Below are 19,063 nucleotides of genomic sequence, written 5' to 3'. Positions count from 1 at the left end.
CCCGGAGGTCGGAAGGCTGGAGGCCCCAGGGCAGGAGCTCGCGGGGGCCAGGGGCAGATGGCCGGAGGTCAGGGGGGTAGGGGTGGGGCTTTGCGGGCTGAGCCTCGGTAGGTGTCGGGGTCGTATCGCTTTTCGCTCTGGTCCAGTTTGGCGTGGGCGTCAGCGATCAGGTCCACCCCGAGCACATCCGCCAACCGCACCAAATACCCGGTCACATCCCCAAGCTCAGCCCGCACCCGCCTCATGGCAGCCTCATCCAACGGCTCGCCGGGCGCCAGCCACTGGAACTCGGCGACCAACTCCCCCACTTCACCGGCCAGCGCCATCACCAGGTTCTTCGGGGTGTGGAACTGCTCCCAGTCCCGGGCCTCCACGAACGCGCGGAACCGGGCGGCCAGCTCCTCGATCTCGGTGCTCACGAGTCGTCCCGCACCAGGTAGTCAGGCCGATGGTCCCGCCATTCAGGCAGGTCTAGGGCATCGAGCGCGGCCACGATCTTGCGTTCCTCGAAGGTGAAGTGCGATTCCAGGATGGCGGTCAGGCCGTCGAGCTCGGACAGGGCGGCCTCGGGGTCGCTGCCGTCCAGGGATTCGATGCGTTCGAGGAGGTGTGCCACCAGCTGGTGGTCCTCCTCCAGTTGTGCGATGACGGGCCGCAGCTCGGGGTGGCGTTCGGCGAGTGCGGGGAAGGCCACGCCGTCCTCGCCGGTGTGGTGCCGGGTGACCGCCGTACAGAATGCCAGGCAGTGGGCGCGCAGGTCGGCCGGGCGTCCGCCGGAGGCGAGGTCCTCACGCAACCGTACGAGTTCCCCTCTCAGCCAGTCGTGGACCTCGATGAGCTGGGTTCCGAACGCGGCGATCTGATTCACGGGCCCCGATCCTAGAGGGTCACCCCGGGTGCCCAGCACAGCGCCCGGAGGGTCGGCCGGACGGCCGACCCCGGACGTCATCCCGCCGTCGTACTCAGACCTCGACGTTCTCCAGTACGCCGAGCGCGTCGGGCACCAGCACGGCCGCCGAGTAGTAGGTGGTCACCAGGTAGCTGATGAGCGCCTTGTCGTCGATGCCCAGCTTGCGCACCGACAGTCCGGGCTCGTACTCGTCGGGCAGCCCGGTGCGGGTCAGCCCGATGACACCCTGTTTCTCCGTCCCCGTACGCATGACGATGATCGAGCTCAGCCCCTGCTCGCTGATCGGGATCTTGTCGGTGGGCAGGATCGGGACCCCGCGCCAGGCCATCACCTTGGCGCCGTTGACCTCGGTGACGTCCGGCTGGATGCGGCGGGCGGTGCACTGCCTGCCGAGGGCGGCGATCGTCCGGGGGTGGGCGAAGAAGTAGTGGGAGCTGCGGCGGCGCGACAGCAGTTCGTCCATGTCGTGCGGGGTGGGCGGGCCGGTGCGGGTCTGGAAGCGCTGCTTGAGGTCGACGTTGTGCAGCAGCCCGAACTCGCGGTTGTTGACGAGCTCGTGCTCCTCCCGTTCGCGCACCGCCTCGATGGTCAGGCGCAACTGCTGCTCCGTCTGGTCCATCGGCCCGTTGTAGAGGTCGGCGACCCGCGTGTGCACCCGCAGCACGGTCTGGGCCACGCTCAGCTCGTACTCGCGGGGCCCGCGGTCGTAGTCGACGTACGTGCCGGGCAGCGTCGGCTCGCCCCGGTGGCCGGCGGACATGGCGATCTCGGCCTCGCCGTGCTTGTTGCTCGGGCCGCTCCTGGCCGGGCGGTCGAGGTGTTCGCGCAGGCTGTCGGAGCGCTCGCGCAGGCGGCCGGCGTCCTCCCGGGAGAGCACCAGCACCGTGCAGGCCGTCATCGCCCTGGCGGGCTGGGCGCCTTCGCCGGTCAGGTCGCCCAGGTGGTCGCCGTCGGCCAGCATGCCGACGACGGTGGCGCGGCCGTACCCGCCGATGCCGGTTTTGGCGACCTTGCCGTGCGCGACCAGCACGATCTGCCCGTCGGGTACCTCCTGCCCCTCGACCAGGTCGTGCTGGACGAAGCGCTCGGCGAGCGCCTGCAACTCGGCCGGGTCCTCGAAGTCGTGCAGCGACGGCAGCTCGCGTAGTTCATCCGGAATCACCTGTACGGCGGCGCCGACCGAGGTGAAGCTCACCCGCCCGTCGCCCACGGTGTAGTTGAGCCGCCGGTTCACCCGGTACACGCCGCCGACCGCCTCCACCCACGGCAGCACGTGCAGCAGGTGGCGTGGCGTGATCTCCCGCATCTGCGGGACGGTCTTGGTGGTCGTGGCGAGCTTGCGCGCCGCCGCGGTCCCGAGGCTGAGCAGGGATTCTGTCATGGCGCGCCCATCGGTAGCAGGGAGTGGATCCGGCGGACCGCCGTGCCCAGGCCGGTGGGGCCCTGGGTCCAGCGGACGGCGGAGCGGCGGCGTAGCTCGGTCTCGGGGTAGCGGGTGGTCTGCGCGTGCCAGCGCATGACGGAGGCCATCCAGTCCTGCAGCCCGGTCACGTACAGGGCGACCGCGCCGCGCGTCTCGTCGTCGGCGCCGCGGGCGTCGAGCATGGCGGGCAGGTCGGTGCCGGCGACGTGCTCGAACTGGGTGATCCTGGCGGTCAGGAGCTTGTTGACGATGGTGACGGCCCCGTCCAGGTCGCAGTCGAAGAAGTTCCGCATGACCAGCACGGCGTTGTGCAGGTCGCCCTCGAACTGGATCTCCTTCTGGCAGGAGAAGAGGTCGTTGAGCAGGGCGCCGAAGTCGGCCGCCGCGTTGGCCAGGGCGAGGAGCTCGCGGGTGCGGAAGAGCTCGTCGGGCGGGCGCCGCGGGAGATGGATCAGGGCGAGGTTGAACGTGAGGTCGGCGCCGAACGTCAGGCGGCGCATCTCGAGGTAGTCGACCGGGTCGGGCACCCGGTTCTGGATGAGGTTGGCGATCTCCCATTCCCAGCTGTCGAGCATGACCTCGACACTTCGGCGGAAGGCGCGCCGGTCCTCCTCGCAGAGCAGGGCCGCGGTGCGTGCCCACAGGTCGGCCAGCCCCCGCTCCACGGCGTTGACGGCCGGGGTGAGCGGAAGCCGGTCGAGTGGCATGAGCTCGCGCAGCCGCCGGTTGGACAGCTTGGCCCCGGTCAGGTCGTGGCTGGCGCCGAAGACCTGCGGATAGTAGTCGTCGGCGTAGGTGCCCCAGGCCAGCCAGTGGGTCGCCCGGTCGAGGGCTTCCGCGCAGGCGTCGGGGGCCAGGCCGGAGGCGCACAGCGCGAAGTCGAAGCTGGTCAGCTGCCGTTCGCTCCACAGCGCTGTGGACGGCAGGCCGGGCAGGCCGTCGCCGAAGCCCATCTCCCTGCACCAGCGCACGCCGTTCGCGCGAGCCTGTTCCAGGTGCGGGTTGTCGCGGACGGTGAACGGCATGTAGATCTGCGGCAGCCGTACCGTGGTCTCGGTGTAGGGGCGGTGGGAGAAGTTGCGCAGGCCGCTCTTCACGTGCGCGGGTGAGACGTTGAGCGGGCCGTGCTCGCGTCTGGCCTTGGTGTAGCGGCTGGAGGCCAGGTGCCAGGCGTGGCCGCCGGCCTGCCAGTCCTGCAGGCCCTTGACGTAACGCAGCACCCGTTCCTGCTCGTGCGGCGCCACCGCGTGCTCGGCGAACAGCGCCGGCAGTTCGGTGAGCGTCGTGTGCTCGAACTGGTGCAGCCGCGAGGTGATCATGTCGTTGGTGATCTCGACGCCGCGCTGGGTGTCGCAGCCGAAGAAGTTCTCGCAGACCAGCACGGAGTTGGACAGCTCGCCTTCCGCCACCACCTCCCGCTGGTAGGAGAACAGGTCGTTGCGCAGGTGCACGGCGTCGGCGAACGTCTCGGTCAGCACCCGGATCGGCCGGGTGGACGCGAGGCGGTCGGGCAGTTCGGCGGCGACCGCGTGCTCGACCAGGCAGGCCGACCAGGGGGCGCCGCCGACCTTCCTGCGCGCCTCGATGTACTCGATGGGGTTGGAGACCAGGCCCGAGTCGATGTGGAACAGCTCCCACATCGACTCCTGGGTGAGGTCGCGGGTGACGGTGACGAAGCGGCGCCGCCACCCGTCCGTCATCGCCGGTACCGTCCTGGCCCACAGGTCCTTCAGGCCCAGCTCGACCGGGTTGGTCGGCTCGGGCGGGTCGTCGGCCATGAACAGGTCGATGCGGTCCAGGTAGGCCTGGGCGCCCTTGAGGTCCTTGGTGCGCTTGAAGGCGTGCAGGAAGTGGTCGTCGAAGAAGAACACCCAGACGTACCAGTCGGTGACGAGATCGAGCTCCTGTGCCGGGCAGTCGGGGTGGGCGTAGGCGCACATCAGGCCGTAGTCGTGCGCCTCCAGGTCGGCGGGGCCCCAGATGTCGGGGTCGTCGAAGAAGCCCATCCGGGCCGCCCACGCGCGGGTGTGCGCGCGGGCGGCCTCCAGATGAGGGTTCAGTCTGGGCGGATACGGCAGGTAGAAATCAGGCAGCTCATACGCCATCAGCCCACCTCAACGCTCTCCAGGATGCCGAGAGCGTCCGGCACGAGCACCGCCGCGGAGTAGTAGGTCGTGACCAGGTAGGAGATGACGGCCTTGTCGTTGATGCCCATGAAGCGCACCGACAGGCCGGGCTCGTACTCGTCCGGCAGCCCGGTGCGGGTCAGGCCGATGACGCCCTGGGCCGCCTCGCCCACCCGCATCGCCATGATCGAGCTGAGGCCGGAGTCGCTGACCGGGATCTTGTTGCACGGCAGGATCGGCACCCCGCGCCACGACGGCGCCTTCTGCCCGTTGACCTCCACGCTCTGCGGGTAGATGCCCCGCTCGGTGCACTGGCGGGCGAACGCGGCGATCGCCCGCGGGTGCGCGATCAGGACGGCCGGGTTCTTCCAGACCAGGGCGAGCAGTTCGTCGAAGTCGTCCGGGGTGGGCGGGCCGGTCAGCGTGTGGATGCGCTGCTTGAGGTCGGCGTTGTGCAGCAGCCCGAACTCGCGGTTGTTGACCAGCTCGTTCTCCTGGCGCTCGCGCAGCGCCTCCACCGTCAGCCGCAACTGCTGCTGCGTCTGGTTCATCGGCTCGTTGTACAGGTCGGCCACGCGGGTGTGCACCCGCAGGATCGTCTGGGCGACGCTCAGCTCGTACTCGCGCGGCGCCGCGTCGTAGTCGACGAACGTGCCGGGCAGCGTCGGCTCGCCGGTGTGGCCGGAGGCCAGGGCGATCTCCGCCTCGCCGTGGGCGTTCAGCGACCGGTCGGGGTCGGCGGCCCACGCCTCGACGTGCTCGCGCAGGCCGTCGGTCTGGTCGGCGACCTCGTCGAAGGCCGCCCTGGGCAGCGCGAGCACGGTGCACGCGGTGACCGCCTGGACGGTCAGGTCGTAGGTGCCCGCCTCGCCGGCCAGCGACCTGTCGCCGAAGTAGTCGCCGTCGGCCAGCACGCCGCGCACGGTCTGCTTGCCGTACGCGCCCTCGCCGAGCAGGCTGACCTTGCCGTGCGCCACCAGCACGACCTCGGTCGCCGGGGTGCCGGCCTCGACGATCACCGATCCGGCCTCGTACTCGCGCTGCGTGAACCGGTCGGCCAGGGCGGTCAGTACGTCTATATCGTCATAGCCGCGCAGCGCGGGCAGCTCGCACAACTCCGCGGGAATCACCCGCACAGCCGCTCCGGTGTTGGTGAAGGTGACCCTTCCGTCCCCGACCGTGTAGGTGAGCCGGCGGTTGACCCGGTACGCACCGCCGACGACCTCGACCCACGGCAGCGCCTTGAGCAGGTGCCGGGAGGTGATCTCCTGCATCTGCGGCTGCGTCTTGGTCGTGGTCGCCAGATTGCGCGCGGCCTTCGTACCGAGGCTGAGGGGGCTCTCGTTGTTCAGGACGGATTCGGTCACAGGACACCACCTATCGGGGAGCGGAGCTCACGGAGCTCGGGCGGGAGGGAGAAGATCAGGCTTTCTTCGGCCAGCGTCACGGTCTGGACGTCGGCGAAGCCGCGCTCGGCGAGCCAGCCGAGCAGTTCGGCCACGAGGTGCTCGGGGACGGAGGCGCCGGAGCTGACGCCGACGGTCTCCACGCCGTCGAGCCAGCTCTCCTCGGCCTCGGCCACGCCGTCCACGAGGTGGCCGGCACGGGCGCCGGCGGCGAGCGCGACCTCGACCAGGCGCCGGGAGTTGGAGGAGTTGGCCGAGCCGACCACGATCACCAGGTCGCACTCGGGGGCGATGGCGGTGACCGCTTCCTGACGGTTCTGGCTGGCATAGCAGATGTCGTCGCTGGGCGGGTCGACGAGGCCGGGGTAGCGCTCGCGCAGGCGTTCGACCGCGCCCATGGTCTCGTCCACCGAGAGCGTGGTCTGCGACAGCCAGCTGATCGGCCGGTCGGCCGGCAGATCGAGCTCGTCGGGGCGGGACGGGTCGACCACGTGCATGCGGTCGGGGGCCTCGCCGAGCGTGCCTTCGACCTCCTCGTGCTCCGCGTGGCCGATGAGCACGATGTCGTAGCCGGACTCGGCGAACCTGACCGCCTCCTTGTGCACCTTGGTGACCAGTGGGCAGGTGGCGTCGATGCTGCGCAGGCCGCGGCCGGCCGCGGTGTCCTTGACCGCGGGCGAGACCCCGTGGGCGGAGAAGACGACCAGGCAGCCGTCGGGCACCTCGTCGAGTTCCTCCACGAAGACCGCGCCCCGCGTGGTGAGGTCGGCGACCACGAAGGTGTTGTGGACGATCTGTTTACGGACGTAGACCGGCGGGCCGTACCTTTTCAGGGCCTCCTCGACGGTGCGGATGGCACGTTCCACCCCGGCGCAGTAGCCGCGCGGGGCGGCGAGCAGGACCCGCTTCACGCGTTGCGGTGCGTGAGCCGGTCGGCCATCAGGGTCAGCCCCTGCCGGGCGTGCTGGTCGATCGCGCATGTCCGCAACTCCTCAAGTCCGGTTCGGACCCGGCCGTCGATCATCGTCTCGACGCGGGCGAGTGCTCGGGTGTCGACGATGATCTGCCGCAGGTCGGCGGCGCGTTTCTCGTCGAGGTCGGGGTTGCCGTGCCAGGCGCGCAGCAGGCGCTGCGCGGGCCCGGTGGCCTCGGCGAAGGCGTGCGCGATGAGGACGGTGGCCTTGCCCTCGCGCAGGTCGTCGAGGACGGGTTTGCCGGTGACGCCCGGGTCGCCGAACACGCCCAGGACGTCGTCACGCAGCTGGAACGCCTCACCGAGCGGCAGCCCGAAGCGTGAGTAGGACTCCAGGAGCGGCCGGGAGGCGCCGGCCAGCGCGCCGCCGATCTGCAGGGGCCGCTCGACCGTGTACTTGGCGGTCTTGTAGCGGATGACGGTGAGCGCGCGCTCGGCGTCCGGGTCGAGGTGCGACTGGATGTCGAGGTACTGGCCGGCGATCACCTCGGCGCGCATCCGGTTGAACAGCCGCCTGGGCGCGCCGCCCGTGTCGCCGAAGAGCTCGTCCGCCCAGGCCTGGGCGAGCACCCCGAGGAGAACGGCTGCGCTGTGGCCGAAGGGCTCGGCGCCCGGATGGCGCGGCGGGCGCGCCAGGCTCCGGTGCAATGTGGGCCGGCCTCTGCGCAGGGCGCTGCCGTCCATGATGTCGTCGTGGATGAGCAGGCCCGCGTGGTAGAGCTCCAGCGCGGCGCCCGCGGCGACGGGGGCCGTCTCGTCCGTGCCGCCGGCGCCGCGCGCTCCCCAGTAGCAGAGCAGGGGCCTGATCCGCTTGCCGCCCTTGACCACGAACTCGCGCAGGAGCCGGTGGCCCTCGGCCAGTTCCGGGTCGGCGACGGGAGCGGGATGGGTGTCGATGAACTCGCCCAGCAGGTCGTCGACCGCTGTCCTGACCCTGTGGATGGTCGTGTCGACCGGCTCCACGGGGGGTTCCGCAACCTCCGCCGTCATGATCCGTTCTCCTCTTTCGAGATCGTCGGACACACACGAGAAGCTAGGTCACGAATACCCAGAGTGAAATCGGTCGTTCCATTGACCGGAACACCCGGTTCACGGACGTCCCCCGGCGGAGCCAGTATTCGACCACGACCGCAGCCGACCCTTGTGGAGCAACCATGGCGGCCCCTCCTGGACTGGACGAATCTCTGCTCCAAACCATCTCCGGCCCCCGCGACCTGCGCCTTCTCCCAGCCGCGCACCTGGGGACACTGGCTGGGGAAATCCGCGAGTTCCTCATCGCGAAGGTCATGGCGAGGGGCGGGCATCTCGGCTCGAACCTCGGCATGGTCGAGATCACGATTGCTTTGCACCGCGTCTTCCATTCCCCGGAGGACACACTTCTGTTTGACACCGGACATCAGGCATACGTCCACAAACTGCTCACCGGGCGGCGGGCCGACTTCGACAGCCTGCGCGCCCACGGCGGCCTCAGCGGCTACCCCTCGCGCGAGGAGTCGCCGCACGACCACATCGACAACTCCCATGCCTCCACCGCGCTCGCCTACGCCGACGGCATCGCCAAGGCCCGCAGGCTCAAGGGCGAGGAAAACCGCGCGGTGGTGGCCGTGGTCGGCGACGGCGCGCTGACCGGCGGGCTGGCCTGGGAGTCGCTCAACAACCTGAGCGACGGCGAGGGCCGCCCGGTCGTCATCGTGCTCAACGACAACGGCCGCTCCTACGCCCCCACCCACGGCGGCTGCGCCCGCAACCTCGGCACGCTGCTGGAGAACCTCGGCTTCGTCTACCTCGGCCCCGTCGACGGCCACGACGTCGCCGCCGTCGAGCGCGCGCTGCGCACCGCGCGCACGCTGCCGAGCCCCAGCGTCGTGCACTGCAAGACCCGCAAGGGGTACGGCTACCGCCCCGCCGAGCTGGATCTGGGCGAGCACATGCACGCCATCCCGGCCAGCGACCCGCGTACCGGGAAACCGCTGTCAGCCGGGGGCCGGACCTGGACCCACGTTTTCTCCGAGCAGTTGTGCGCGCTCGGCGAGGCCAGGCCCGACCTGGTCGCGATCACCGCGGCGATGGCCGGACCCACCGGGCTGGAGGCGTTCGGCCGGCGGTTTCCGGGGCGGATGTTCGACGTGGGCATCGCCGAGCAGCACGCGATGGTGTCGGCGGCCGGGCTGGCACTTGAGGGCTTCCACCCGGTGGTGGCCGTCTACGCCACGTTCCTCAACCGCGCCTTCGACCAGGTGCTCCTGGACGTGGCCATGCAGCGATTGCCGGTCACGATCGTCCTTGACCGGGCGGGCATCACCGGTCCCGACGGCCCCAGCCACCACGGCATGTGGGACCTGGCGATCCTGTCGGCGATCCCGGGCCTGCGGGTGGCCGCGCCGCGCGACGGCCGGCGGCTGCGCGAACTGCTCGCCGAGGCCGTGGCGGTGGCGGGCCCGACCGTGCTGCGCTTCCCCAAGGCCGGGGCGGGCGCGGAGCTCGCCGCCGTGGAACGTTCCGACGACCTGGACGTGCTGTGGAGCACCGGCGGCGACGTGCTGATCGTCGCGGTCGGCGCGACGGCCGAGGCGTGCGTGGAGGCGGCGGCGACGCTGGCGGAGGACGGCGTGGGGGTTCGGGTGGTCGACCCGCGCTGGGTGCTGCCCGTCGCGCCCGGCCTGGTCCGGGCGGCGGCCGCGCACCACCTGGTCGTCACCGTCGAGGACGGCGTGGTGGCCGGTGGGGTGGGCGCGGCGATCGGGCAGGCGTGCGCGGGCGGGACCCGGGTGCGCCATCTCGGGCTGCCGCACACGTTCATCCCGCACGGCTCGCGCGAGCGGTTATTGGCCGACGCGGGACTGACCGGTTCGGGGATCGCGCACGCCGTACGGAAGGAGCTGGCCCGATGATCGAGCTTGGAATGCCGACGAGGAGGCCGAGGGTCTCGCGGCAGGTGATGGTGGGCGGCGTGCCGGTCGGTGGCGGCGCGCCGGTGAGCGTGCAGTCGATGACCACCACGCCCACCCACGACGTCAACGCGACGCTGCAGCAGATCGCGGAGCTGACCGCGGCGGGCTGCCAGATCGTCCGGGTGGCGGTGCCGACGCAGGACGACGCCGACGCGCTCCCCGACATCGCCCGCAAGTCGCAGATCCCGGTGATAGCCGACATCCACTTCCAGCCGCGCTACGTCTTCGCCGCCATCGACGCCGGGTGCGCGGCGGTGCGGGTGAACCCGGGCAACATCAAGAAGTTCGACGACAGGGTGGGTGAGATCGCGCGGGCGGCGGCGGACGCGGGCGTCCCGATCAGGATCGGGGTCAACGCCGGCTCCCTGGACCCCCGGCTGCTGGAGAAGTACGGCAAGGCGACGCCGGAGGCGCTGGTGGAGTCGGCGCTGTGGGAGTGCTCCCTGTTCGAGGAGCACGGGTTCCGCGACATCAAGATCTCGGTCAAGCACCACGACCCGGTGGTGATGATCGCCGCCTACCGCCGCCTCGCCGCGCGCTGCGACTACCCGCTGCACCTCGGCGTGACCGAGGCGGGGCCGCTCATGCAGGGGACGGTCAAGTCGGCGGTGGCCTTCGGGGTACTGCTGGCCGAGGGCGTCGGCGACACGATCCGGGTCTCGCTGTCGGCGCCTCCGGTGGAGGAGGTCAAGGTCGGCATCGGCATCCTCGAATCTCTGGGGTTGCGGCAGCGCAAGCTGGAGATCGTCTCGTGCCCGTCCTGCGGACGGGCACAGGTGGACGTCTACCGCCTGGCCGAGGAGGTGTCGGCCGGGCTGGAGGGCTTCCCGTTCCCGCTACGTGTGGCGGTCATGGGCTGCGTGGTGAACGGGCCGGGCGAGGCCCGCGAAGCGGACCTGGGCGTGGCCTCGGGCAACGGCAAGGGACAGATCTTCGTGAAGGGCAAGGTGATCAAGACCGTTCCCGAGTCGCGGATCGTGGAGACCCTGATCGAGGAGGCGCTGCGCCTCGCGGAGGAGCAACCCCAGTAGGAGCGGCTCAGTAGGAGCTCCTGCGCGGGGCGGCGGTGGGCCGGCGGGACAGGTTGGCGCGGCCGGTGGGCTGGATGTCGCGGACCGCGTGCTCGCGCTTGGCGGCCCGGCCATTGGCCTGCTCGGTGGTGGTGCCGGTGATGGAGCTGGGGAGCTTGATTCGCATCTGGTTCCTTTGTTTGAGACCACTTCGTTTGAAGTGCTGTCAACGTAGTACTACAAGCGAAGTGGTGTCAACCCCAGATCGCGTCGGCCGCGAAATCCTCGAAGGACTTGGGCGGCCGGCCCGTCACCTGCCGCACCACGTCGGTCGGTACGGCGTCGCCCTCGGCACGTAGCGCGGCGAACGCCTCGATCTCCGCCCGCACATCCGGCTCCGGCAGCCCGAACCCGGTCATGACCGCCAGGTAGTCCGCCTCCGAGCCCAGATAGCGGACGGTCCGCCCCGAGGCCCGGCTGATGATCTCCACCACCTCGGCGAAGGTCAGCGCGCGCGGCCCGGTCACCTCGTACGAGCGCCCCGCGTGCCCGTCCTCGACCAGGGCCGCCACCGCCACGGCCGCGATGTCGCCGGCGTCCACGAAGGCCTGGCGGGCCTCGCCCAGCGGGACCGCGACCTCGCCGGCCAGCACCGCCTCGCGCATCACGCCCTCGTCGAAGTTCTGGTCGAACCACGACGGCCGCAGGATCGTCCACTCCACCCCGGAGCCGCGCACCACCCGCTCGGCGGCCATCAGCCGCTCGTCGCCCATCACCTCGATGCCGCCGCTGGACAGCAGCACGACGCGGCGCACACCCGCCTCGACCGCCGCCGCCACGAACTCCGGGGCGACCGGCAGGTCGTCCGGCGCCATCACGTACATGCGGTCGGCTCCGGCCAGCGCGGGCCGCCAGGTGGCTCGGTCGTTCCAGTCGAAGCGCACCTCGCCGTGCCTTGACGCCGGCCGTACCGGATGGCCGGAGGACCGCAGAAGGTCCGTCACGCGACGCCCCGTCGAGCCCGTCGCACCCAGAACCAGGATCTCGTTCATGCCACACCCCTTCTTAAGGAAAGCTGGGAATGCCCCATTCGACGGGAAATCAACCCACAAGAGCGGCCAATAATTGCGGACCACCGCTTTCTGGAGGTCAGCGACGTGAGTCAACTCAGCAGACGAACCTTCATCGCAGGTACGGCTGCCGCAGCCGCGGTCACCAGCGCCCCCGCCGCCGCGGCCAAGCCGAAACGCCCCAACATCCTGCTGATCGTCACCGACGACCACAGGAGGGAGACCGAGTGGGCGATCCCGTCGATCGTCGACCTGATCGGCGGGCAGGGAGTCGCGTTCTCCCAGGGCTGCGTCACCACGCCGCTCTGCTCGCCCTCACGCGCGTCGATCATGTCCGGCCGCTACGCCCGCAACCACGGCGTCGTCGACAACACCGCCCCCGGCCGGCTCGACCAGGACACCACGGTGCAGAGCCACCTGCGCGCGGGCGGCTACCGGACCGGCCTGTTCGGCAAGTACCTCAACGCCTGGGACCTGAACCAGGCCCCGCCGAACTTCGACGACTTCGCGATCATGCGCCCCGCCTACCGCCGCGCCCAGTGGAACGTCAACGGCACCGTGGGCCGCCGCCCCGGCTACACGACCACGCTCGTCAGGCGGCACGCGCTGGAGTTCATCAAGGCCAACCGGGACCAGCCGTGGTTCCTGTACCTGTCGCCGTACGCCTCCCACGGGCCGAACACCCCCGAGGACAAGTACGCCAACCTGCCCGTGCCCGCCTGGGACGGCAACCCCGCCGTGGCCGAGACCGACAAGAGCGACAAGCCCCCCTACATCCAGAACGCTTCCCAGGACCTGGGCGCGGGACAGAAGGTCCGCCAGGCCCAGCTCCGCACGCTGAAGTCGGTGGACGACCTGTTCAAGGCGGTCAGGGCGGAGCTCGTGGCGCAGGGCAAGCTCGACGACACGCTGATCATCTTCATCGGCGACAACGGCTTCAGCTGGGCCGACCACGGCCACATCGGCAAGAGCGTGCCCTACCAGCCGGCCTTCCGCGTGCCGTTCTACCTGTCGTGGCCGGCGGGCGGCTTCGGCAAGGGCACGGACGACGACCGCCTGGCCGCCAACATCGACGTCGCCCCGACCATCCTGGACGCCGCCGGGATCCGGCCGCGTACCCGGATGGACGGCAGGTCGCTGCTGCGCGGCGGCAGGCGGAGCCACCTGTTCCTGGAGTACCACGGCCAGCCCGACGGGACCGGCCCAGGCGTCTGGGCCTCGGTCTACACCGGCTCCCGCATCTACACCGAGTATTACGACGGCGGCGGCGGGGTGAAGTTCCGCGAGTACTACGACCTGCGCAAGGACCCCCACCAGCTGGAGAACCGGGTACGCGCCGACGACCTGGCCAAACAGCTAGCCACTGCGCGCGGGCTGTAGGCAGAACTCGTTGCCCTCGGGGTCGGCCAGCACGATCCAGTCCTCGTGCCTGGCCGCCTCGACGGCCCCGAGCGCCCGCAGGCGCTCCAGTTCGGCCTCGACGTCGGCGGCCCGGACGTCGAGGTGCACCCGGTTCTTCACCGTCTTGGGCTCGGGCACCAGGAGGAACCACAACCTCGGCGCCCCCGGCGGCCCCTCGACCAGCACCGTCGGGTCCTCCTCCGGGCCGGACAGGCCACGGGCGCGCAGGCGCTCCAGCTCCGCCTCGTCGTACGGCGCCACGGCGTAGTCGTCGAGCAGTTCCGCCCAGAACCTCGCCTGCGCGGCGGGGTGACGGCAGTCGAACACGATGTCATGAAGCAGAGCCATCCGCCCATGCTGGCAGGCGGAGGCGGAACACCGCACCCGACGGCGACCCCTCGCAGGTCAGCGTGCCGCCGTGGGCAAGAGCCAGGCCGCGGGCGATCGGCAGGCCGAGCCCGGCGCCGCCCGAGGTGGTGTCCCGGCGGACGAACCGGTGGAAGATCAGGTCGCGCGCCGACGGCGGCACCCCGGGGCCGGTGTCGGCCACGTCCACGATCGCCTCACCGGCCTCGCCCTTGACCGTCACGGTGACCAGGCCGTCCGGCGGGGTGTGTCGGCGGGCGTTGTCGAGCAGGTTGGCGATGATCTGGCCGAGCCGCTGGGCGTCGCCGATCACCGCGGCCTCCTCCCCCTCGACCGCCACGGTGATCTCCGGCGCGCGCAGCATGACCCGGTCGGCCTCGGCCTCGCACAGCGCCCGCAACTGGACGGGCTCGCGGTGCAGGCCGAGCCCGGCGTCGATCCTGGCCAGCGCGAGCAGGTCGTCGACCAGGCGTCCGGCCCGCCGCGTCTCACGCACGAGCAGCAGTTGCATGCGCTCGCGCTCCTCGGCCGGCATCGCCGCGGGCGCCTGGAGCACCGCCTCTGCCGTCGCCTGGATGCCCGCCAGCGGCGTACGCAGCTCGTGCGCGACGTCGGCGAGAAACTGCCGGGATCGGTTCTCCGACTCGCGGGCCTGCTGCTCCGCACCCTCCAGCGAGTCGAGCATCGAGTCGAACGCGGCGGCCGTGCGGCCCAGTTCGGTGTCGGTACGCTCCGGCGCCAGCCGCTTGCCCCGCTGCCCCTGGGCGATCTGCCTGGCCAGCCCCGCCAGGTCGTCCATCGGCCGGGTCGCGCGCCGCAGCGCGACGGGCAGCACGAAGCCGAGCGCGGCCAGCGCCGCCAGGCCGGCGACCAGCATCAGCATGCGCAGGGTGGTGCGCGGCCCGTCGATCGTCTCGGTGTCGGCGTAGAGCGTGAGCAGCCCGCCGCCGGGCAGCCGCCTGGTCAGGGTCAGGTCGCCGAGATCGGCCGCGAAGCCGCCCAGCGTGTGGCGGCGCCCGGCCAGGTCCACGAGCACCGCCTCGATACCGGCGCCGCTGACCCGGCGCACCAGCCGGTCCGGCATGACCTTGCGCCGGTCGAGCTGGACGGCGAACTGGGCGCGGTCCACGAGCCTGTCCTGCGCCTGGTTCCTGGCCAGCAGGCCGAACAGCGCGTCCACGGCCACCAGCAGCACGACCAGCGTGACGGCGACGACCAGCAGGGTCGCCCCGGCCACCCGGCCGCGCAGGGAGCCCGCGGGCCGTCTCATCGGGGACCGTCCAGGACGTAGCCGAGCCCGCGCACGGTGTGCAGGACCCGCTCGCCCGAGCTTTCGAGCTTGCGGCGCAGCGCGCTGACGTGCACCTCGACCAGGTTGGGGTCGTAGGCGTCGTAGCCCCAGACGCTGGTGAGCAGCTGCGTCTTGCTCAGCACCTGGCCGCGGTGGAGCGCCAGGTGGCCGAGCAGCCGCAGCTCGGTCATGGTCAGCTCGACCGGCCGGCCGTCACGCAGGACCAGTCCCTTGTCCACGTCGATGATCAGGCTGCCGATCTGCAGCGTCGACGGCGTACGGCGCAGCCGCCTGAGCACCGCGCCGACCCGCGCGGTCAGCTCGGACAGCTCGAACGGCTTGACCACGTAGTCGTCGGCGCCCGCCTGCAGCCCGCGCAGCCGGTCGGAGACGCCGTCCCTGGCCGTGAGCACGATGACCCCGGCGTCGCTGCGCCCGCGCACCACCTCCAGCAGCGCGAACCCGTCCCGGCCCGGCAGCATGAGATCGAGCACGACCAGGTCGGGCTGGAAGGTGTTGAGCTCCTGCTCGAAGCCGGTGCCGTCGGGCACGCCGCGGGCCACGTACCCCGCCGACCCCAGCCCGGACAGCACGGCGAGCCGGATCGCCTCCGCGTCCTCGACCACCATCACCCGCGCCGAACTGGTCATCCGCCCATTATGCGAACCCACCGGACCGGACAAAACGCCCCTCAGGCAATCTTCAGCCTTCCCAGACGTCCTCGTTGTAGCGTTCTGCGGCGCGCAGGTCCTCCAGCCAGGCGTCGCTCGCGGCCCGGTCGGCGCCGGTGCGTTCGCCGTGGACGCGGGCCAGGGCCGCCCGCACCGCTGGGGCCATGCGGCTGCCGTCGCCGCAGACGTAGACGCGGCCGCCGTCCTCCAGCACGCGCCATACCTCGTCCGCCTCGTGCAGGAGCCGGTCCTGCACGTAGCGCAGGCCGTTCTCCGGAGCCTCGCTGAACGTCGGGCGCAGGCTGACCACGCCCGCCGCCTCGGCCTCCTCCAGCTCCGCGCGGTGCAGGTAGTCGAGGTCGGGGGCGTCGCAGCCGAAGTAGCACAGCAGCGTGCCGCGGGCGCGGCGGTGCAGGCGCTCCATGACGACGGCGCGGAACGGGGCCAGGCCGGTGCCCGCGCTGACCAGGATCGCCGGAACCTGCTCGTCGGCCAGACCGTGGAAGGCGGCCGGGCCCGGCACCACCCGCGCCTGTACGACGGCGCCCGGCTCGACGCCGGCCAAGTGGCTGGACGCCACGCCGTGGAACCATCCGGCGCCCGTCCGATTCGGGCCGCTCAGCTGCGAGACCATCAGGTCCACCGCGCCGGGACTGGCCAGCGGGGAGGTGGAGATCGAGTAGTTGCGCGGGCGCAGGGCCGGCATGAGCTCCAGGAACACCTCGAACGGCAGCTCGCACGCCGGGTACTCGTCCAGCAGGGCCAGGACCGTGGTCCCCGCCGGGTCCGCGGCTTCCAGACCGGCCCTGGTGTGGGGGCAGCGGGTGTGGGCGGCCAGCGTTTGTACCTGGTGGGCGGTGGCCGGGCGCTGGAGCTCCAGGAAGCCTGACAGGAGTTCGCGCACGGTCACCGGGGTGTCGAGGGGGAGCTGGGTGCGGGTACGGCGGGCCTGGCGCAGCCGTACGGGCTGGGCGGGGTCGAGGCCGAAACGGGCGGCGGCGCGCTCGACCAGGTGCGGCGGGTTCTCCGGCAGGACCGCGAGGTGGTCGCCGGTGCGGTAGGTGGCGCCTTGCGGCAGTTCCAGGCGGAGGTGGCGCTTCGGGCGGCCGTCGGGGTGGGTGAGCGGCTCGGCGAGCAGCACGCGCAGGGGACGCACGCCGTGGTGCTCGGCGCGCTCCTCGGCGGGCGACCTGATCACGGATTCCAGGCGGAACGCGGGCCCCTCCGGGGCGGTCTTCTCCGAGCCGTCCAGGGCGTGCCACAGCTTGGCGGACCAGGCGTCGATGGCACCCTCCAGGTCGCCGGAGGCGTCCACCACGCCCCGCTCGGCCAGGCGGATCGCGCCCGTTTCTGCCAGCCGTTCGTCGATCAGCTTCGGGACGCGCTGGAACGTGGCCGCCCAGTTGCGGTCGCCCACCCCCAGCACCGCGTACGGCGTGCCGGGCACCGTGTCCGCCGCGGCCAGCCAGTCCACGAACCGGGTCGCGTCGTCGGTCGGGCGGCCGTTGTAGGAGGCGGCCACGATGACGACCGGGGTGTCGGCCAGCGTGCCCGCCGCCTCGTCGAGAGAGGAGACCTTGGCCGCGAAGCCGCGTTCCTCCGCCTCGGCGGCCAGGTCGTGGGCGATGGCCGAGCAGGTGCCCATGTTGGAGCCGTACAGGATGGAGAGCGCTTCGCCCGGCCCGGCCCGCTTCACCTGCGGCTTCGGCTGCGGCTCCGGCGTTTTGGCCGCGGGGCGGACGCGGCGGTCGGCGGCGGTGCGGGGTTCGACCTGGAGCGTGAAGCCGTCGGGCTTCAGCGTGAGGGTCTCCTTGACCGCCAGGTCGTAGTCCGGCTCGCCGGTCAGGTGGAAGCGGTGCGCCAGCAGTCCCAGCACCAGCGTCGCCTCGTGCAGCGCGAACTGCCTGCCGATGCAGGCCCGCTCACCGCTGCCGAACGCCTTGAACGCGTGCGGCGGCCGCGCGTCCTGCGCCTCGGGGGCGAAGCGGTCGGGGTCGAACAACTCCACGTTCCTGCCCCAGGCCGGGTCGCGGTGCAGGCGCGGCGTCAGCACGAACAGCGACTCGCCCGCCTTGATCTCGTACCGGCCACCGATCACCGTGTCGGCCAGCGCCTCCACCGCGAAGCCCGGCGCCGTCGGCCACAGCCGCAGGCTCTCCATCAGCACCTGGCGGGTGTTGCTCAACCTGCCCACGTCGGCGTACGACGGGTCGGGCTCGGCCACGTCGCCCCACAGCGTGTCCACCTCCTCCTGGACCCTGGCCAGCACCGCGGGGTTCCTCGCCAGGTAGTACAGGGCGAACGAGAGCGCGCCCGAGGTGGTCTCGTGCCCGGCGATCAGGAACGTGATCACCTGGTAGCGGATGTTGAGGTCGTCGAGCGGCTGGCCGGTCTCGGGGTCGCGGCTGTGGAGCATGCGGCCGAGCAGGTCGCCGGTGCTCTGGTCGCCCGACTCCCTGCGCTGCCTGATCACCTCGTCGACGAGTGCTTCCATGGCGCGCACGTCCTCGTGGAAGCGCCGGGTGCGCTTGCGGTAGAGGACGTCGAGGCCGGGGATGAAGGCGCCCTTGGCCTGGGCGTACTTGAGCGCGCCGACGAGGGAGCCGATGAACGGGTGCGGCTCCGCGCTCTCGAACGAGGCGAAGTCGTAGCCGAATCCGCACAGGCCGATGGTGTCGAGCGTCAGCCGGGTCATGTCCGCGCTGACCTCCACGCGCTCCTGCCCCTTTCGCGACCAGGAATCCACCAGCTTCCTGGCGACGCCGAGCATGGTCGCGTGGTAGCCGCGCATGGCGGAGACGGAGAAGGCCGGCAGCAGGATGTCGTGCGCCTTGCGCCAGTTGGGCTCGTCGCCATAGGCGGTGAACAGCCCGTCGCCCGCCAGGGGCCGCAGGTTGACCAGGTCGGGGTGGACGTTCTTGCGGAAGCGGGTCTCGTCGCAGAGTTCGGTGACGAGGTCGAGACCGGTGACGATCACGGACTCCTCCCCGAAGGCGCCCAGCTTGAAGATCGGGCCCCAGGTGCCGGCCAGCTCGACCAGGTAGGCGACCTGCCGGTCGACCGGCGTGCTCAGGGCATGGCCGACGATCGGCAGGGCGGGCGGCGACGGAATCTCGGCTGTGGACACGCGAACGTTCCCTTCTGCAGGTGTACGTCTTCGTTGTCAGGCTAGCACGAGACTTTGTCACTCGACTAAGTCACTCGAACAGACCCTCTCACAACCCCGCCACCCACACCCACCCGACAACCAGAAGCCCGATGGCCGATGGCCGATGGCCGATGGCCGATGGCCGATGGCCGATGGCCGATGGCCGATGGCCGATGGCCGATGGCCGATGGCCGATGGCCGATGACTCCCGTGGGTCCCGGGGGGCCGGGGCCCGGAGAGTCCGGTGGGCCGGGGGCCCGGCTGGTCCCGTGGGTCCAGGAGCCGACGGTCCGGACGGGCCCGGGAGCTCCGGGAAG

The 19,063-nt window shown here is 71.3% G+C and carries 16 protein-coding genes; 3 read left to right on the top strand and 13 right to left on the bottom strand.

Going from position 1 to position 19,063, the window contains the following annotated elements; all coding sequences use genetic code 11:
• Positions 1-68: 68 nt before the first annotated feature.
• The 7 genes from ACFWYW_RS00920 to ACFWYW_RS00890 all read right to left on the bottom strand — a co-directional run bounded on the left by ACFWYW_RS00920 (position 69) and on the right by ACFWYW_RS00890 (position 7,828).
• Positions 69-419, bottom strand: a complete 351-nt coding sequence (locus ACFWYW_RS00920; RefSeq protein WP_379608932.1) for a nucleotide pyrophosphohydrolase — start codon at positions 417-419, stop codon at positions 69-71.
• A complete protein-coding gene (locus ACFWYW_RS00915; RefSeq protein WP_379608931.1) occupies positions 416-868 on the bottom strand; it encodes a hemerythrin domain-containing protein in 453 nt (150 codons plus the stop codon). The genes ACFWYW_RS00920 and ACFWYW_RS00915 overlap by 4 nt, the downstream gene beginning before the upstream one ends.
• Before the next feature lie 94 nt (positions 869-962).
• On the bottom strand, positions 963-2,291 hold the full coding sequence (locus ACFWYW_RS00910) for a family 2B encapsulin nanocompartment shell protein (protein WP_379608930.1): 1,329 nt from the start codon (positions 2,289-2,291) through the stop codon (positions 963-965).
• A complete protein-coding gene (locus tag ACFWYW_RS00905; protein ID WP_379608929.1) occupies positions 2,288-4,438 on the bottom strand; it encodes a germacradienol/geosmin synthase in 2,151 nt (716 codons plus the stop codon). Before ACFWYW_RS00905 ends, ACFWYW_RS00910 begins: the two co-directional genes overlap by 4 nt.
• Positions 4,438-5,826, bottom strand: a complete 1,389-nt coding sequence (locus ACFWYW_RS00900) for a family 2B encapsulin nanocompartment shell protein (RefSeq protein ID WP_379608928.1) — start codon at positions 5,824-5,826, stop codon at positions 4,438-4,440. Before ACFWYW_RS00900 ends, ACFWYW_RS00905 begins: the two co-directional genes overlap by 1 nt.
• Entirely contained in the window at positions 5,823-6,776 is a 954-nt protein-coding gene (locus ACFWYW_RS00895; protein WP_379608927.1) for a 4-hydroxy-3-methylbut-2-enyl diphosphate reductase, read from the bottom strand. The genes ACFWYW_RS00900 and ACFWYW_RS00895 overlap by 4 nt, the downstream gene beginning before the upstream one ends.
• Positions 6,773-7,828, bottom strand: a complete 1,056-nt coding sequence (locus ACFWYW_RS00890) for a polyprenyl synthetase family protein (RefSeq protein ID WP_379608926.1) — start codon at positions 7,826-7,828, stop codon at positions 6,773-6,775. Before ACFWYW_RS00890 ends, ACFWYW_RS00895 begins: the two co-directional genes overlap by 4 nt.
• Positions 7,829-7,992: 164 nt before the next feature.
• Between ACFWYW_RS00890 and ACFWYW_RS00885 the strand changes: the two genes are divergently transcribed.
• On the top strand, positions 7,993-9,729 hold the full coding sequence (locus tag ACFWYW_RS00885; RefSeq protein WP_379608925.1) for a 1-deoxy-D-xylulose-5-phosphate synthase: 1,737 nt from the start codon (positions 7,993-7,995) through the stop codon (positions 9,727-9,729).
• Positions 9,726-10,820: a flavodoxin-dependent (E)-4-hydroxy-3-methylbut-2-enyl-diphosphate synthase gene (gene ispG / locus ACFWYW_RS00880; RefSeq protein WP_379608924.1), complete on the top strand. Its 1,095-nt coding sequence runs from the start codon at positions 9,726-9,728 to the stop codon at positions 10,818-10,820. The genes ACFWYW_RS00885 and ispG overlap by 4 nt, the downstream gene beginning before the upstream one ends.
• Positions 10,821-10,827: 7 nt before the next feature.
• Here the strand turns inward: ispG and ACFWYW_RS00875 are convergent, their stop codons facing one another.
• Positions 10,828-10,986: a hypothetical protein gene (locus ACFWYW_RS00875; RefSeq protein ID WP_379608922.1), complete on the bottom strand. Its 159-nt coding sequence runs from the start codon at positions 10,984-10,986 to the stop codon at positions 10,828-10,830.
• A 67-nt stretch (positions 10,987-11,053) separates the two neighbouring features.
• Positions 11,054-11,851, bottom strand: a complete 798-nt coding sequence (locus ACFWYW_RS00870) for an NAD(P)H-binding protein (protein ID WP_379608921.1) — start codon at positions 11,849-11,851, stop codon at positions 11,054-11,056.
• Positions 11,852-11,956: 105 nt separating this feature from the next.
• Here ACFWYW_RS00870 and ACFWYW_RS00865 point away from each other — a divergent pair, with 105 nt between their 5' ends.
• On the top strand, positions 11,957-13,249 hold the full coding sequence (locus ACFWYW_RS00865) for a sulfatase (protein WP_379608920.1): 1,293 nt from the start codon (positions 11,957-11,959) through the stop codon (positions 13,247-13,249).
• Here the strand turns inward: ACFWYW_RS00865 and ACFWYW_RS00860 are convergent.
• From ACFWYW_RS00860 to ACFWYW_RS00845, 4 genes are read right to left on the bottom strand one after another with little or no spacing between them, the layout of a single operon-like run.
• A complete protein-coding gene (locus ACFWYW_RS00860; protein ID WP_379608919.1) occupies positions 13,226-13,618 on the bottom strand; it encodes a VOC family protein in 393 nt (130 codons plus the stop codon). The genes ACFWYW_RS00865 and ACFWYW_RS00860 overlap by 24 nt on opposite strands.
• The gene (locus ACFWYW_RS00855; protein WP_379608918.1) at positions 13,602-14,906 is read right to left on the bottom strand and encodes an ATP-binding protein; all 1,305 of its coding nucleotides are present in this window, start codon (positions 14,904-14,906) and stop codon (positions 13,602-13,604) included. The genes ACFWYW_RS00860 and ACFWYW_RS00855 overlap by 17 nt, the downstream gene beginning before the upstream one ends.
• Entirely contained in the window at positions 14,903-15,577 is a 675-nt protein-coding gene (locus ACFWYW_RS00850) for a response regulator transcription factor (protein WP_379608917.1), read from the bottom strand. Before ACFWYW_RS00850 ends, ACFWYW_RS00855 begins: the two co-directional genes overlap by 4 nt.
• A 52-nt stretch (positions 15,578-15,629) precedes the next feature.
• Positions 15,630-18,725, bottom strand: coding sequence for a bifunctional cytochrome P450/NADPH--P450 reductase (locus tag ACFWYW_RS00845; RefSeq protein WP_379608916.1), 3,096 nt, complete (start codon positions 18,723-18,725; stop codon positions 15,630-15,632).
• Positions 18,726-19,063: the final 338 nt, after the last annotated feature.

It is taken from the genome of Nonomuraea sp. NPDC059023 (assembly GCF_042740095.1).
Taxonomy (GTDB): domain Bacteria; phylum Actinomycetota; class Actinomycetes; order Streptosporangiales; family Streptosporangiaceae; genus Nonomuraea.
The sequence above is the reverse complement of the archived record's forward strand: the minus strand, read 5'-3'. Positions and strand labels throughout refer to the sequence as shown.